Source organism: Nocardioides sp., from assembly GCF_041393715.1.
GTDB lineage: Bacteria > Actinomycetota > Actinomycetes > Propionibacteriales > Nocardioidaceae > Nocardioides.
In genome coordinates, this window is the sequence record NZ_JAWKJQ010000002.1 from 377,159 (window position 1) to 390,993 (window position 13,835).

General features: G+C 73.2%; 12 protein-coding genes and 2 tRNA genes. 8 read left to right on the top strand and 6 right to left on the bottom strand.

Features of this window, described 5'->3' with window-relative positions; genetic code table 11:
• Positions 1-11 precede the first annotated feature (11 nt).
• From R2740_RS04840 to R2740_RS04855, 4 genes are all read left to right on the top strand, one after another.
• A tRNA-Arg gene (locus R2740_RS04840) sits at positions 12-83 on the top strand.
• Positions 84-85: 2 nt separating this feature from the next.
• Positions 86-159, top strand: a tRNA-His gene (locus tag R2740_RS04845).
• Positions 160-282: 123 nt separating this feature from the next.
• Complete coding sequence (locus R2740_RS04850) at positions 283-1,506, top strand: RtcB family protein (protein WP_371301655.1); 1,224 nt, start codon at positions 283-285, stop codon at positions 1,504-1,506.
• 157 nt (positions 1,507-1,663) lie between these two features.
• Positions 1,664-2,083, top strand: a complete 420-nt coding sequence (locus tag R2740_RS04855; protein WP_371301546.1) for a DUF2510 domain-containing protein — start codon at positions 1,664-1,666, stop codon at positions 2,081-2,083.
• A 56-nt stretch (positions 2,084-2,139) separates the two neighbouring features.
• Here the strand turns inward: R2740_RS04855 and R2740_RS04860 are convergent, their stop codons facing one another.
• Complete coding sequence (locus R2740_RS04860; protein WP_371301547.1) at positions 2,140-4,383, bottom strand: MMPL family transporter; 2,244 nt, start codon at positions 4,381-4,383, stop codon at positions 2,140-2,142.
• A 140-nt stretch (positions 4,384-4,523) separates the two neighbouring features.
• Here R2740_RS04860 and R2740_RS04865 point away from each other — a divergent pair, with 140 nt between their 5' ends.
• The 3 genes from R2740_RS04865 (at position 4,524) to R2740_RS04875 (ending at position 7,543) form a co-directional block, all read left to right on the top strand.
• Positions 4,524-5,243 (top strand): TetR/AcrR family transcriptional regulator, encoded by a 720-nt coding sequence (locus R2740_RS04865; protein WP_371301548.1) that lies wholly within the window; start codon positions 4,524-4,526, stop codon positions 5,241-5,243.
• Positions 5,244-5,391: 148 nt separating this feature from the next.
• Entirely contained in the window at positions 5,392-6,720 is a 1,329-nt protein-coding gene (locus R2740_RS04870) for an alkaline phosphatase PhoX (protein WP_371301549.1), read from the top strand.
• 100 nt (positions 6,721-6,820) lie between these two features.
• A complete protein-coding gene (locus tag R2740_RS04875; protein ID WP_371301550.1) occupies positions 6,821-7,543 on the top strand; it encodes a hypothetical protein in 723 nt (240 codons plus the stop codon).
• A 4-nt stretch (positions 7,544-7,547) separates the two neighbouring features.
• Here the strand turns inward: R2740_RS04875 and R2740_RS04880 are convergent, their stop codons facing one another.
• From R2740_RS04880 to R2740_RS04890, 3 genes are all read right to left on the bottom strand, one after another.
• On the bottom strand, positions 7,548-8,132 hold the full coding sequence (locus tag R2740_RS04880) for a class F sortase (RefSeq protein WP_371301551.1): 585 nt from the start codon (positions 8,130-8,132) through the stop codon (positions 7,548-7,550).
• A 1-nt stretch (position 8,133) separates the two neighbouring features.
• On the bottom strand, positions 8,134-8,991 hold the full coding sequence (locus tag R2740_RS04885; protein WP_371301552.1) for a hypothetical protein: 858 nt from the start codon (positions 8,989-8,991) through the stop codon (positions 8,134-8,136).
• Between the two features lie 240 nt (positions 8,992-9,231).
• Complete coding sequence (locus tag R2740_RS04890) at positions 9,232-10,434, bottom strand: MFS transporter (protein WP_371301553.1); 1,203 nt, start codon at positions 10,432-10,434, stop codon at positions 9,232-9,234.
• A gap of 94 nt (positions 10,435-10,528) precedes the next feature.
• Between R2740_RS04890 and R2740_RS04895 the strand changes: the two genes are divergently transcribed.
• Positions 10,529-11,899, top strand: a complete 1,371-nt coding sequence (locus R2740_RS04895; RefSeq protein WP_371301554.1) for a lipopolysaccharide biosynthesis protein — start codon at positions 10,529-10,531, stop codon at positions 11,897-11,899.
• A gap of 18 nt (positions 11,900-11,917) precedes the next feature.
• Here the strand turns inward: R2740_RS04895 and R2740_RS04900 are convergent, their stop codons facing one another.
• On the bottom strand, positions 11,918-13,075 hold the full coding sequence (locus tag R2740_RS04900) for a CDP-glycerol glycerophosphotransferase family protein (RefSeq protein WP_371301555.1): 1,158 nt from the start codon (positions 13,073-13,075) through the stop codon (positions 11,918-11,920).
• 41 nt (positions 13,076-13,116) lie between these two features.
• Complete coding sequence (locus tag R2740_RS04905) at positions 13,117-13,824, bottom strand: 2-C-methyl-D-erythritol 4-phosphate cytidylyltransferase (RefSeq protein ID WP_371301556.1); 708 nt, start codon at positions 13,822-13,824, stop codon at positions 13,117-13,119.
• Positions 13,825-13,835 lie beyond the last annotated feature (11 nt).

Here is a 13,835-nt window from a genome sequence, read left to right on the forward strand (position 1 = left end):
CCAGCAGCCATACCCCCTTAGTCCAACGGAGAAGGCACCGGTCTACGGAACCGGGGATCCAGGTTCGATTCCTGGAGGGGGTGCTGTGACTGTGGTGTAGCGGGTCTGCACGCCAGATCGTGGCTCTGGAGGTCCTCGGTTCGATTCCGGGCAGTCACCCCGCCGGTGTTGCTCACGCCTGCTCAGACGTGCCTCCGGACCTGCGAAGGCTGGCAGCCTGGTTCGAGTCCAGGTGCGGGCACCACCATCCGATCCGACGAAACGCCAGAGGAGGCGATCATGATGACCACCACGCACGACTTCCCGGTCGCCCTTCCCGGTGCCCGGGCCGAGACCCTGATGTGGGCCCACCCGCACGAGGTCGAGCCCGCCGCCCTCGACCAGCTGCGCAACATCTCCCGCCTGCCGTGGGTGCACGGCGTCCGGGTGATGCCCGACGTGCATCTCGGCAAGGGTGCCACCGTCGGCTCGGTCGTGGCGATGCGCGACGCGGTGTCGCCGGCCGCCGTGGGCGTCGACATCGGCTGCGGCATGCAGGCCGCCCGGACCAGCCTCACCGCGGCCGACCTGCCCGACGACCTGCACCGGCTGCGGCTGGCGGTCGAGGCGGCGATCCCGGTGGGATTCGCGTCCCACGACGCGGCGCCCCACGTGCAGCGCCTCGGCCTGGACCATGGGCGCTTCGCCGGCTGGTCGTCGTTCTGGGACGGCTTCGGCTCGCTGCACGAGGGAGTGCAGGACCGCGAGCGCCGCGCTCGGCAGCAGATGGGCACGCTCGGCGGCGGCAACCACTTCCTCGAGCTGACCGTCGACGACGACGGGCAGGTGTGGCTGATGCTGCACTCCGGATCGCGCAACATCGGCAAGGAGATCGCAGAGCGACACATCAGCGAGGCCAAGGGACTCGAGCACAACCTCGACCTGCCCGACCGGGACCTGGCGGTGTTCCTCGGGGGTACGCCGCAGATGGACGCCTACCTGCGAGACCTCACCTGGGCGCAGGAGTACGCCGCTCGCAACCGTGCGGTGATGATGGCGCTGTTCCAGCAGGTGGTCGCGGCGGAGTTCGCCGAGCTCGGCCTCACTGTCGGGTTCGACGAGCAGATCTCGGCCCACCACAACTACGTGGCGCGCGAGACGCTCTCGGACGGCACGGAGCTGATCGTGACCCGCAAGGGCGCGATCCGCGCGGGTGCCGGAGAGTACGGGCTGATCCCCGGCTCGATGGGCACCGGGTCCTACGTCGTGACGGGCCTGGGCAACGAGGCGTCGTACTGGTCGGCCTCGCACGGGGCCGGCCGGACGATGTCGCGCTCCCAGGCCAAGCGCACCTTCACGGTCGAGGACCTGGCGGCGCAGACCGCGGGAGTGGAGTGCCGCAAGGACGCCGGTGTGGTCGACGAGATCCCCGGCGCCTACAAGGACCTCGACGCCGTCATCGAGGCCCAGGCCGACCTGGTCGAGGTCGTCGCGCGGCTCACCACGCTGATGTGCGTGAAGGGCTGAGACCCAGAGGGGTGTGCCGCCGGTCGCCGGGCCGGCGGCACACCGCCCGATCGCCGAGCCCTGGCTGTCCACTCCGTTGCGCGGTTTCGTGAACCCCGGCAGGCCCCGACGCATAGTCTGCCCTCGCAACGTTCGGACCCAGGGGAGACGAGGCACCGTGAGCAACGCGCAAGCAGGCTGGTACGACGACGGCGCGGGCAAGAAGCGCTGGTGGGACGGCGAGCAGTGGACCGACGAGGTCCAGGAGCCGCAGGCGGCCGAGCCCCAGAGGCCGCCGGCCGCCGAGGGCGGCGGAGGCCTGGGCGGCATGGTCCGCAAGATCGAGGCGGACGCGGTCGCCGGCGCCCAGCCGCGACCGGCCGTGCAGGGCGCCAGCTATGTCGTCCTGCAGGTGATCCTGAAGGAGAAGCTGTGGGGGACCGGCTCGGGCAACCTCACCGAGCTGGAGCACGCGATCAACGCCCAGGCGGCGCTCGGCTACCGCCTGCACACCATCTCCACGGCGTCCTCGGGCAGCAAGGGGCTCGGCGGCGGTGACCGGATCCAGGCGACGATGGTCTTCGAGCGCCTGACCTAGGAAGACCGGCCAGGCGGGCCGCTCCGCAGACGCTGCGGAGCGGCCCGGAAGCAGGGTCAGCCGGCCGCCGGCTCCGCGACCCGCCGCAGGTGCTCCTCGGGGTGGCCCTCGACGTGCAGCTCGGGGAGCAGCCGCCCCAGCCACGCGGGCATCCACCAGTTGGCCCGCCCGAGCAGGTACATCACCGCGGGCACCAGCAGCATCCGGACGATGGTGGCGTCGATGAAGATGGCCGACGCCATGCCGACGCCGATCACCTTGAGCACCACGTCGGGCGACGGGATGAAGGCGGCGAACACGGCGACCATGATCGCCGCCGCCGCGGTGATCACCCGACCGGTGCCGGCCAGGCCGCCGAGGATCGCCCGCTCGTTGTCGCGGGTGCGCAGCCAGCCCTCTCGCATCCGGCTGACGAGGAACACCTCGTAGTCCATCGAGAGCCCGAACAGCACCGCGAACATCAGCACCGGCACGAACGCCGGCAGCGGGGTGGCCGTGTCGATGCCGACCAGCCGGCCGGCCCAGCCGCCCTGCAGGACCAGCGCCACCACGCCGTACGCCGCGGCGACGGACAGCAGGTTCATCGCGGCGGCCTTCAGCGCCACGGCCACCGACCGGAAGGCCGCCAGCAGCAACAGCATCGACAGCAGCACCACGCCGCCGATCAGCAGCGGGAGCCGCTTGGCGATGTTGTCCGTGCTGTCGATGGACGTGGCCGTCACGCCGCCGACGTGCACGTCGATCCCGGTACCGGCGGTGGCCCGAGGGAGCACGTCGTCGCGCAGGTCGCGGATCAGGTCCTCGGTCTGCTGGTCCTGAGGTCCGGTCGCGGGGACGACGGTGAGGACCGCGGCGTCGCCCGCGTCGCTGAGTGCCGGGGGTGCCACGGCGACCACGTCCGGCGTCGCCGCGACGGCGGCGGAGACGCCCTCGAGGCTGCCGGCGTCGGAGCCGGCCGGCAGCTCGGCGACCAGCAGCAGGGGGCCGTTCATGCCCGGGCCGAAGCCCTCCGCGAGCAGGTCGTAGGCCTGCCGGCTGCTCGTCTCCTCGCGGTTGTTGCCGGCGTCGGGGAAGCCGAAGCGCACCCCGAGGAACGGCGACGCGATCACCAGCAGCGCGATGACGCCCACCGCGGCGGACACCAGGCGGTGCCGGTCGACCAGGCGGCTCCAGGCGAGCCAGCCCGGTGAGGGCTCGACGTGACCGCCCTCGGCGACGGTGACCTGGTGCCCGCGGCCGACCGGCAGCCGCAGCCGGTCGACGTGGCGGCCGAGGTAGCCCAGCAGCGCGGGGAACAGCGTGACGCTGGCCAGCATCACGACGAGGACCCCGAGGATGGTGACCACGGCCGCGCCGCGCATGAACGACAGCCCCATGGCGAACAGGCCGAGCATGCTGATCACCACGGTCGTGCCGGCGACGATCACCGACCGACCCGCCGTGTCCAGGGTGGCCACGGCGGCCGCCTCCGGGTCCAGACCCGCGGCCCGCCACTCGCGGAACCTGGTCACCATCAGCAGGGCGTAGTCGATGCCGATGCCGATGCCCATCATCGTGGCCAGCGAGGTCGACCAGTCGGGCGCGTCGACGAAGGAGATCAGCACCGTGGTCAGCGTCCCGCTGACGGCGAGGCCGGCGAGGGCGACGAGGATCGGCAGCCCCGCGGCGACCACGGACCCGAACATCAGCAGCAGGATGATGGCCGCGGCGGCGAGGCCGAGTCCCTCGGAGCCGATCTCACCCTGCTCGGCCTGCTGGATGGACTGGCCGCCCAGGGCGACCTGGAGGCCGGGACCCGTCGAGTCGGCGGCGATGTCGAGCATCCGCTGGCTGTCCTCGACCGGCATGTCGACGGGGTTCTCGACATCGAGCCGGAGGTGCGCCACGGCCGTGGTGCCGTCGGCGCTCACGCCCGCGGGGTCCTGGAACGGGTCGGAGACCCCGACCACGTGCGGGACCCGGCCGAGCTCGGTCAGCACCTGCTCGATCTGCGATCGGGCTCCGTCGACGCCCGCGTCGGTGTGGACGACGACGTCCACGGTGTCGCCCGCGGCGCTCGGGAAGCGGTCCTCGAGCAGCGTCTGCGCCTGGGAGGAGTCCGAGCCCGGTGCGGAGTAGTCGGCCTTGAAGTCGCCACCGAAGGCCGACGCCAGCCCGACGGCGATCGCGAGGGCGAGCAGCCAGGCCAGCAGCGTGCGACCGCGGTAGCGGAAGGTCAGCCGGGCGAGCCGGCCCAGGGGGCCCACGCGGGGAGCGGTCGGGGCGGACTCCAGCGGGCGGTCCGGCGACAGGAGGGTCATGGGTGAAGCTCCTTCGGATGAGTGATGACTCATAACGAACACGATGCTGCGTCACTTGTCAAGTCTCTTCACTCGTGTGAAGATGCGTTACAGAACCGTCATCCGGCGTTCATCCGCCTGTGTTGCGAAGGAGGTCACCCGTGAGCAGCGTCGCCGGGACCCTGACCCGCCGAGAGCGTCAGCGCGCGGCCACGATCGAGGAGATCAAGCAGGTCGCCCGCGGGTTGATGCGCGACCACGGCGGCACCGAGGTGAGGTTCACCGACATCGCCAAGGAGATGGGGATGACCCCGCCGGCGCTCTATCGCTACTACGCCGACCGCGACGAGCTGCTGACCGACCTGATCGCCGACGCCTACCGCGAGCTGGGCGCCACCGTCGCCGAGGCCCGCGAGCGCTGTGCCGCCGACGATGTCGCCGGGCGGTGGCTGGCCGCCGGCAAGGCCTACCGTGACTGGGCTCGACGCGAGCCGGCCCAGTTCGCGCTGATCCTGGGCATGCCGCTGCCGGGCTACGTCGCCCCCGAGGAGGGGCCGACCACCGACGCCGCCCGCGACGCGATGGCGCAGCTGGCGGCGCTGTTCCTGCGTGCGGCGGAGCTGGGCGTGCTCGGTGACCCGCTGGTCACCGAGGTCTCCGACGAGATGGTCGACTGCGCCCGGGAGAAGCACGGGGAGCTCAGCGACCTGATCAGCCCGGCCACCCACCAGGCGATGATCGGGGCGTGGGCCACCCTGCACGGCGCCACCTGCCTCGACGTCTACGGCCAGTTCTCCTGGATGACGGAGGCCGCCCGCGAGGAGCTCTTCGAGGCCACGTTGCGCAGCGCCGCGCTCGCCGCCGGGTTGCCGGCCGGCTGAGCCTCCTCCGCGGGGTCCGTTCCGCTGAGCCCGCCTGCGCGGCCTCTCCCGCGGCCCTTGCGCGACCGGCGTACGGCGTTGGCCTCGCTGACTGTGGGGTACCCCAGGGCGGACACCCGCTCGTGACCACACAGGAGGCTCGGCACTGATGAGATCCACGACCCAGGCGATGGCGGTCGCAGCGACCGCCGTGTTCATCCTCGGCGCGACCGGAGGTCCGGTGACGGCCGGTCCGGGCCACGGCCGCGGGTTCGACCCGGGACCGGTGCTGACCGACCCCGACGGAGTGATCGACCTGCCCGCCGGCTACTCCTACGACGTGCTGGTCCGCGACTGCGTCGACCAGGTGACCTCCACGGAGTCGGGGGCGACCTTCGCGATGCCCAGCGACTTCGACAGCAACCAGCTGGTGCGCGGCGCGCACGGGCAGGTGCAGCTGCTGACGGCGCACGAGCTCACCAAGCCGGTGCCGGGCGACTACCAGGGCGACGCCGGCAAGTGCGCCGTCCCGGAGCAGGCCACCACCGACGACGGTGACAGCGACGGCTGGGGCTCGGTCTCCCGGCTGACGCTCGGGCGCGACGGGACCACCGTCAAGCGCAGCGAGCTGATCGCGACCGGCCTGCACAACCTGTGCGCGGGCGTGCTGACCCCTCGGGGCACCTTCCTGGTCAACGAGGAGTTCCCCTTCCTCGACGACCCCGAGCAGCGGTCCGGCTGGGTCTGGGAGATCGACCCGAAGACGGGAGCCGCCACGAAGCTGACCGGCATGGGGCGGATGAGCCACGAGCAGGAGGTCCGCTCCCACGGTGCGTGGTACCTCACCGACGACCGCGGCAACTTCCAGTTCCTCTACAAGTTCGTGCCCGACCGGCAGCGCGACCTGACCACGGGTCAGCTCTACGGCCTGAACTTCGACCGGGCCACCAACACCGGCAGCTGGGTGCCGATCGACGACCCCGCCAACGCCGAGGCGGAGATGGCCGCCAAGGTCGGCGTCCCCGACGCGACCAACTCCTTCTGGAAGCACGAGGGGATCATCAAGGCCAAGCACGGCAACGGAGTCGTCTTCTCGGAGTCGGCCTCGAGCAGCGACCCGGGTCGGGTCTGGCACCTGCGCGACACCCGGCACGGCGTGGTCGCCTCCGTGCTCCTCGAGGGTGACTTCGCCAAGCTCAGCAGGCCCGACAACCTGCGCTACGACCGAGCCGGCAACCTCTACGTGTTCGAGGACAACGGCAGCGCGCTGGCCAACTCCGACACGGGCGGCAACAACGAGGTCTACGTGCTCCCGAAGGGCACCCTGGGCTCCGACAGCCTCGTGAAGCTGGCCACCGTCCGCGACGGTGGCGAGGGCACCGGCCCGATCTTCTCCCGCAACGGCAAGCTGCTCTACCTGTCCATCCAGGACCAGGAGCAGCCCGACGGGTCCGACGGCCGGGTGATCGCGATCCACCTGCCCGGCTCCCACCACTGACCGGCGCCGGGCCGCGGCCCGACCGGACGGCTCGCGCTCTCGGGGCGCGGGCCGTCCGCGCCTCAGCGCCCTCACAGCACGAAGGGTCCAGGCTGTGCGCGTGACGTTCCTCGACAACCTGCCACCCGGTCATGTCGCCGACGCCGTGGCGGAGGCCACCGGACGCAGCCATCGCCCCGACCCCGCGCTGCCTCGCACCGGCGGGCCGGCCGGCAACGCGGTCCTCACGGCCTGGACCGGGCTGGTCATCCTGGTCCTCGGCGTGGCCGAGCTGCTGACCCTCTTCGACGTCCGCGGCCTGGTGTCGTGGCATGTCGCACTCGGCGCGCTGCTGGTGCCGCCGGCCCTGCTCAAGACCGCCACCACGGGGTGGCGGATGCTGCGCTACTACTCCCGCTCCGCGCCCTATGTCGAGGCCGGTCCGCCGGCCATGCTGCTGCGCGTGCTCGGGCCGCTCGTGGTGGTCTCCACGCTCGGGCTGTTGGCCAGCGGGATCTGGCTCGTGGTCGATGGCGAGGAGAGCGCCCGGCAACAGCTGTTCTCCCTCGGGGGCTTCCGCGCCGACTGGATCACCGTCCACCAGGGCTTCTTCGCGGTGTGGTGTGTCGCCACCGGCCTGCACCTGCTGGGGCGGATCATCCCGGCGCTGCGTCAGACCGTGGTCCGTGGCGGCGTGCCGCACCCCGCGGGGACCACGGTCCGGGTCGCCTTGGTGGTGACGGCGCTGGTGGCCGCGGCGGCGCTCGCCGTGGTGCTGGTCCGGGCCGACACCGGCTGGACCCACGAGGACTTCCGGCACTTCCTGCCGCCGCCTCGCCCGTAGGCGCTCACCCGACCGGGGTCGCGACGACCACGACGTTGCTCGCGTAGTGACCCGTGTCCGGGTCGTAGTCCTCGCAGGTCACCAGCACCAGCCGCGGCGGCCCGCCCTGGTCGAACAGGACCTCCGCCCTCCGGGCCAGCTCCTCCTTGGAGATCACCTCGACCGATCGCACCCGGTAGACGTGACCGTCCACCCGGGCGCGCGTGCCCAGCGGCGTGTCCTCGAGGTCGTCGAAGGTGCCGCCGCCGTCGTGGACCGTGTGCCCGGTGAGCAGCGTCGTGCCGTGCGCGGCGCCGGCCCGCCGACCCCACCAGCCCACCACGCTCGGGTCGGCCGGAGGAGTCAGGCTGGTGCCGTCGAGCTCGATCGGGACGACGGCGGCGTCGATGTCACCGAGACGCAGCCGGGTGGGCACGGTCGGTGCCCGGGTGGCGGAGGCGCTCGGAGACGCCGGGACCGACGCGGAGGTCGGGGTCGCCGTCGGGGCCGCCGTCGGGGTCGTCGTCGACGCCGGCCCCTGCGGTGCCGTCGCGCCCCCACATCCGGACAGGACGAGGACGGCGGTCAGGCACAGCAGCAGCCGGCGCACGTCACAGACCCGCGTCGACGGAGAGCGGGACCGCCCGCTCGCTCGCCCGCTGGTGGCGCGGGGACGTCGCGGGCTGCCGGGTCGCGTTGTCGTCCTGCACCTCGGTCTCGGTCGAGTCGTCGGTGCCGGGCTGGCCCGGTGTGTTGGTCCGCTCGTAGATCGCCCACTGGTACAGCGTCTGGTCGGCCGTGGTGACGGTCCGCTCGAAGACGAACTCCTGGTGTGCGACGCCCTCCTGTGCCGCGGTGCCCGGGACCAGGGTGGCGGTCCACAGGAACCAGTCGGAGCCGTGGTCGTTCGCCCGGTCGACCGAGTAGGGCACGTTGGGCGTGTGGTTCTCGAAGGCGTGGTTGGCCGACTGCGGGTCGGCGCCGGTCGCCTGCCAGTGCGGGTCGTCGACCGGCGGTGCGACGTCGGAGCTGTTGTTGCCGGCGTACACGTGCCACACCCGGTCCACCCAGGTGTCCGGCGTGGCCGCGATCTCCTCCTGGTCCACGACCAGGCGTTCGTCGACCTGCACCCAGCCCTCTCCCTCGGGCTGCTCGGTCACCCAGCCGGTCGACTCCTGGACGGTCGTGCCGGGCACCACCGTCTCGGAGCGCTCCCCGAGCTGGACGACGTTGAGGATGTTGTCCTCGCCGCTCTGGTCGTCGGGGTCCGCGGGCGGGTCCGGGCTGGTCTGCGGGTCGGTGTATCCCGTCAGGACCCAGGCGCCGAGCACCGGGTCGGTGCCGGTGTCGGCCAGCGCCTGGGATGCGGGAAGGCCGACGGCGACGCAGGCCAGTGCCGCCGCCACGGCGGCGAGCCTGCGGGCGCCGCGCGAGGTGTGGGTGCGTGTGGCGAGACCGTTGATGGACATGATGGATCCCCCTTTGCGATGGCCCCTCCGGGGCCGGGTGTGTCCCGGACGCCGTCCGGGACGGGGGGCGCCTGCGTCTCGTGCGCCGGCTCCACGAGCCGGCCGCGTGCAAGGTGCGGCCAGTCGGCGCGGCCGTCTGCGCCCCTCTACTCCGGAACCGTGGTGGTCGGGCCGGAATGATGCGATTCGGGACGTCACGTCCGTCACACCGCCCGGGCGAGGCCCGGGATGCGGGTCCGGTCAGCCCAGCTCGTCGTCGACGTACGCCGGCTTCGACAGGCGCAGCCCGGCCCAGGTGAAGGGCACGGCACTGGCCAGCAGCAGCCAGAGGACCAGCGTCCACGAGCCGGTCGCCTGGTGCAGCAGCCCGACCGCCACCGGGCCGGACGCCGCGAGCAGATAGCCCACGGACTGCACGAAGCCGGAGAGCTGCGCGGTCACCTGGGGGTGCCGGGTCCGCGCGGTGAGCAGGGCGATCGCCAGCGGGAACGCGAAGCCGGCGACGCCCAGCATCAGGGCCCACAGCCACGGCAACGTGGCCGGTGCGCCCAACAGGCCGGCGTAGCCGCCGGCGAGCAGGACACCGAACACCAGGGCGAACGGGGCCAGCGAGCGCGCCCGCGCCGCCGCGACGGGCATGGTCAGGCTGCCGACGATCCCCGTCGCGGCGATCAGCGCCACCAGGGCGCCGGCGTGCGTCGCGGTCAGCCCGGCGTCGCGGTAGACCTGCGGCAGCCAGCCGAACTGCACATAGGCGTGCATCGACTGGATGCCGAAGAGCGCGGTGATCGCGACCGCCGTGGGGGAGGCGGCCATCTGCCGGGCAGGCCGCACCATCGGGGCCTCGCGGTCCTCCGGCAGCGGCTTCTCGCGGAGGGCGAGCCAGCCCCACAGGGGCACCGCGGCCAGGGCGGCCGCGCCCCACAGGGCCAGCGCCGGCCGCCAGCCACCGAAGGTCCCCTCCAGGGGTGCGGTGAGCAGCGCGCCGAGTGCGCCGCCCACGACCAGGCCGGTGCTGTAGAGCGTCATCAGCGCGACCTCGATCCGGCCACCGTGATGCTTCACCCAGGCCGGCGTGAGCACGTTGCCCACCGCGATGCCGGCAAGGGCGACCACGGTGAGACCCAGGAACAGCCAGACCGACGAGGTGGTCACTCGCAGCAGCAGACCCGCGGTGAGGGCCAGCGCTCCCAGCGCGATGGCCGCCGTGGCGCCGGCCCGCCGGGCCAGCCCGACGGCGAGTGCGCCGACCAGGCCGAAGCACAGCGGAGGCAGCGAGGTGAGGACGCCCGCCGTCCCGGAGCCCATCCCGAGCTCGGCGCGGAGCTCCTCCAGCACCGGGCCGACCGAGGTCGCACCGGGGCGCAGGTTGATCGCGATCAGGGCCACCGCCGCGACGAGCACGGGCGCCGCCGCGGCGGTCCGCCGTCCGGTTCGGGTCACCCGCGGAGCCTACGGTGCCGAGTGCGCACCTCCGCCGGCGGCGGCCCCGTAGACTCCGGTGGCGGCGCAGACGCGCCCGGGAAGGAGCCACGCCGTGCCGTCCGACGCACCCGACGGCGCCGGCTCGCCCGCCGCAGGCCGACGACCGCGGTCGGTCTCGCTGGTCCGCTCCCTGACCTACTTCGTGCCGTCGTACGGCGTCGCGATCGGTGGCTATCTGGCCTACTCCGTGGTGGCCGGCCGCGCACTCGGCACGGCGGGGTTCGGCTACCTGATGGTGATCCTCAACGTCACCGCCCTGGTGGGTCAGCTCGCGCTGCTCGGGGTGCACCGATCCGGGCTCCGGGAGGCCGCCAGTGCCGACTCCGACGACGAGCTGCAGCAGCTCCGTGGCGGCGCCCGCGCGGTGATGCTGGTCCCCGTACCGGTGGCCGCGGCAGCGACCGCGCTCGGAGTCGCCTGGTGGCGCGGTGGCGACCCGCGGGCCTGGGCCGCGGGTGCGATGGCCGGCGTCCTGGTGGCGACGGCGGCCTACCAGAAGATCAGCGCCAACTTCCTGCGCGGGCTCGGCCACGTGCAGGCCGCGAGCCTGGTGACGGGTCGGTCCGGCGGTGCGCTGATCGCGGTCTCCCAGGCGCTGTGCGTGCTGGTGGTGTGGCTGGCCGTGCCCTCCCCGGGGCTGCTCGGCGTCCTGGCGGGCACGGCACTCGGCGCGCTCGTGCCGCTGCTGTGGGCCGGCCGGGTGATGCGCCGCTCCTGGCCCGCGCGTCCGGTGCGTGGCCGGCTGTTCGCCGACCTGGCACACGCCGCCCGCCGCGACTGGAAGTTCGCGGTCAGCCAGACCGGGGGCTTCCTCAACACCAGCGTGGAGCTCTGGGTCGCCGGTGCGCTGCTGACCGGGCACGGCACCTCGCTCTATGCGGCCGGCCAGCGCCTGGCCATGCTGCTCAACGTGCCGTCGTCGGCGCTCCAGGTGGTCTTCAGCCCGGCGCTGGCGCGGCTCGCCCGCGGTCACGACCGCGAGCGCCTGCAGGCACTGGTCCGCACCGCCGCGACGCTGTCCACCTCGGCCGCGGGGGTGCTCTGGCTGCCCATGGTGCTCGCGCCGGCCGCGGTGCTGACCCTCGTCTACGGCCCCGACTTCTCCGAGGCCGCCTGGGCGCTCGCGCTCCTTGCGACCGGGCTCCTCCTCAACGCCGTCAGCGGGCTGTCCGGCACCACCTTGTCGATGGCCCACCACGAGGGCGACGTCGCGGTGATCACCTGGGTGGCGGTCGCCGTGCGTGCGGTCGCCGGCGCCCTGTGCGCCTGGCAGTGGGGAGTGGTCGGCCTGGCCGCCTCGTCGACCGCGGTCTCGGCCATGGTCTACGCCGCCACCTGGACCCGCGCCCGGATGCTCCTGCACGTGTCGACGCACGCCACCCTGCGCCCACGGTGGGCGCTGTTGCGGTCGACGGCCGGCTGAGGGCGCGCGACCGCCGGGTCAGAGGCCGAGGGCGTGCAGCAGTCGCTCCGTGGCCCCGGGGTGGGTCTCGGCGCCGACCAGCCGGGCGATGGCGTGTCGGTGGGCGCGCGCCTCGTCGCCCTCCTGGAGGCAGGACGCGAGGAAGTCCGCGAAGTCGCCGGGCGTCTCGAGGAGCGGGCCCGCCATCACCGACCGGTAGTCGACGACGTTGAGTCCCCGGTCGGCGTCGTAGTCCTCGAGGTCGGGGCAGAAGTAGCCGATCGGCCGGTCGGCCGCGAGGTAGTCGGTCCAGACGCTGCTGTAGTCGGTGACCAGCCCGGCGGTCCGTCCGAGCAGGGAGTAGAGCGTGGTCCGCGCCCGCAGCAGGTCCTCGTCGGTGAGCACCGTCAGGCCGGTCTCGCGGAACCGGTCGGCGTCCAGCGGATGGGGCTTCACGGTGAGGGTGATGCCCAGGTCGGCGGCGCAGTCGGCGGCCGACGCCAGGATGTCCTGTACCGGCTGCGCGCGGCTCAGCTCCTGGCCGTCGGCCCAGTTGCGGACGTCGCCGAGCCGGCGGCCGCGATAGCGGGTGCGCCGGTACGTCGGCAGCCAGAGCACCAGCGGCCGGGCGGGGTCGAGGCCCAGCGCCGCGAGGGCGTCGGCGTCCGTGGGCCGGGCCAGCTGGTCGATCCGCGGGTTGCCGGTCACCAGCACCCGGTCCTGACCGACGCCGAAGGTGTCGCCGCGGCGCCGGCCCCACAGCTCGGTACCGCCGACGATGTAGCTCGACCGGATGGCGGCGAAGCCCTTGCGCCGCTTGGGTCCGTCGCCGTGCCACAGGTTGACGAACGTCTTCCGGCGAGGGGGCTGCGGCGAGCCGTAGAGACCGTGGGTGAAGAACACATGGCTCGAGGTGAGGTAGGAGACCAGCGCCCGCGTCGACCGTCGTGACACCAGCTCGACGCGGTCGGCGCGGGGGACACCGTCGAGCAGCCACGCCAGCTCCTCGGCGGGTGCCGAGACCAGCCAACGCACCGGCATCCGCGACGCCAGCGCCCGGACCACCTCGACGCTGTTGCCCTCGAGGTCGGGGGTGCCGGCGACCACGGCGCGCCGCCGTGTCGGGGCGACCCGGAGTCCCCATTGCAGCAGCCGGAGCTTGGTCCGCTGGGTCAGCTTCCGAGGCGGCAGGTGCACGGCATCGGGCCGCATCGTGGGGCGGGGTGGGTGGGCCTGGTTCACGCGGGATCGGGCTCCGCTCCCAGGGCCCGCGCCTCGAGCAGGGCCAGCACGAGCGGCGCGTCGCCGCGCAGCGTCACCTTGAGGTTGGCCGGGTCGCCCTTGACCGGCGTCACCGGGAGCCCCGCCGCCTGCACCAGCGTGGTCTCGTCGATGAACGTGTCGGGGCCCCGGGGGTCCTGCCGGGCGTAGACCTCCAGCAGCAGCTGGCGGCGGGTCCCGTGCGGGGTCTGCGAGCGGAACAGGTCGATCCGGTCGATGATGTCGGTGATCCGCCCGTCGACGACGCGGCGCATGCTCTCGGGGACCGCCGCCACCGGCACGGCCGCTCCGTGCTTGCGGGCGGCCTTCGCCACCCGGTCGACCAGCTTGGGTGTGACCAGCGGCCGAGCGCCGTCGTGGATCAGCACCACCTCGCCGTCGGCCTCGGCCACGCCCGCCGCGACCGAGTCCTGCCGACGACTGCCGCCCTCGACGACGGTGGCGTTGACCTCGCGCGCCCAGGGAGCTGCGCGGAACTGCTCGATCCGGTCCCGCCGGGTGACCAGGATGACCCGGCGGACCGTGGTCGCGGCGGCGACCGCGCGCACCGTCCAGGCCACGAGCGGGAGGCCGGCCACCTCGATGAGGAGCTTGTCCTGACCGCGCATCCGCTCGCTGCTGCCGGCGGCCAGGACCACGGCGTCGGCGAATGGTCTGGCCGGCATGGTGCCCCCAT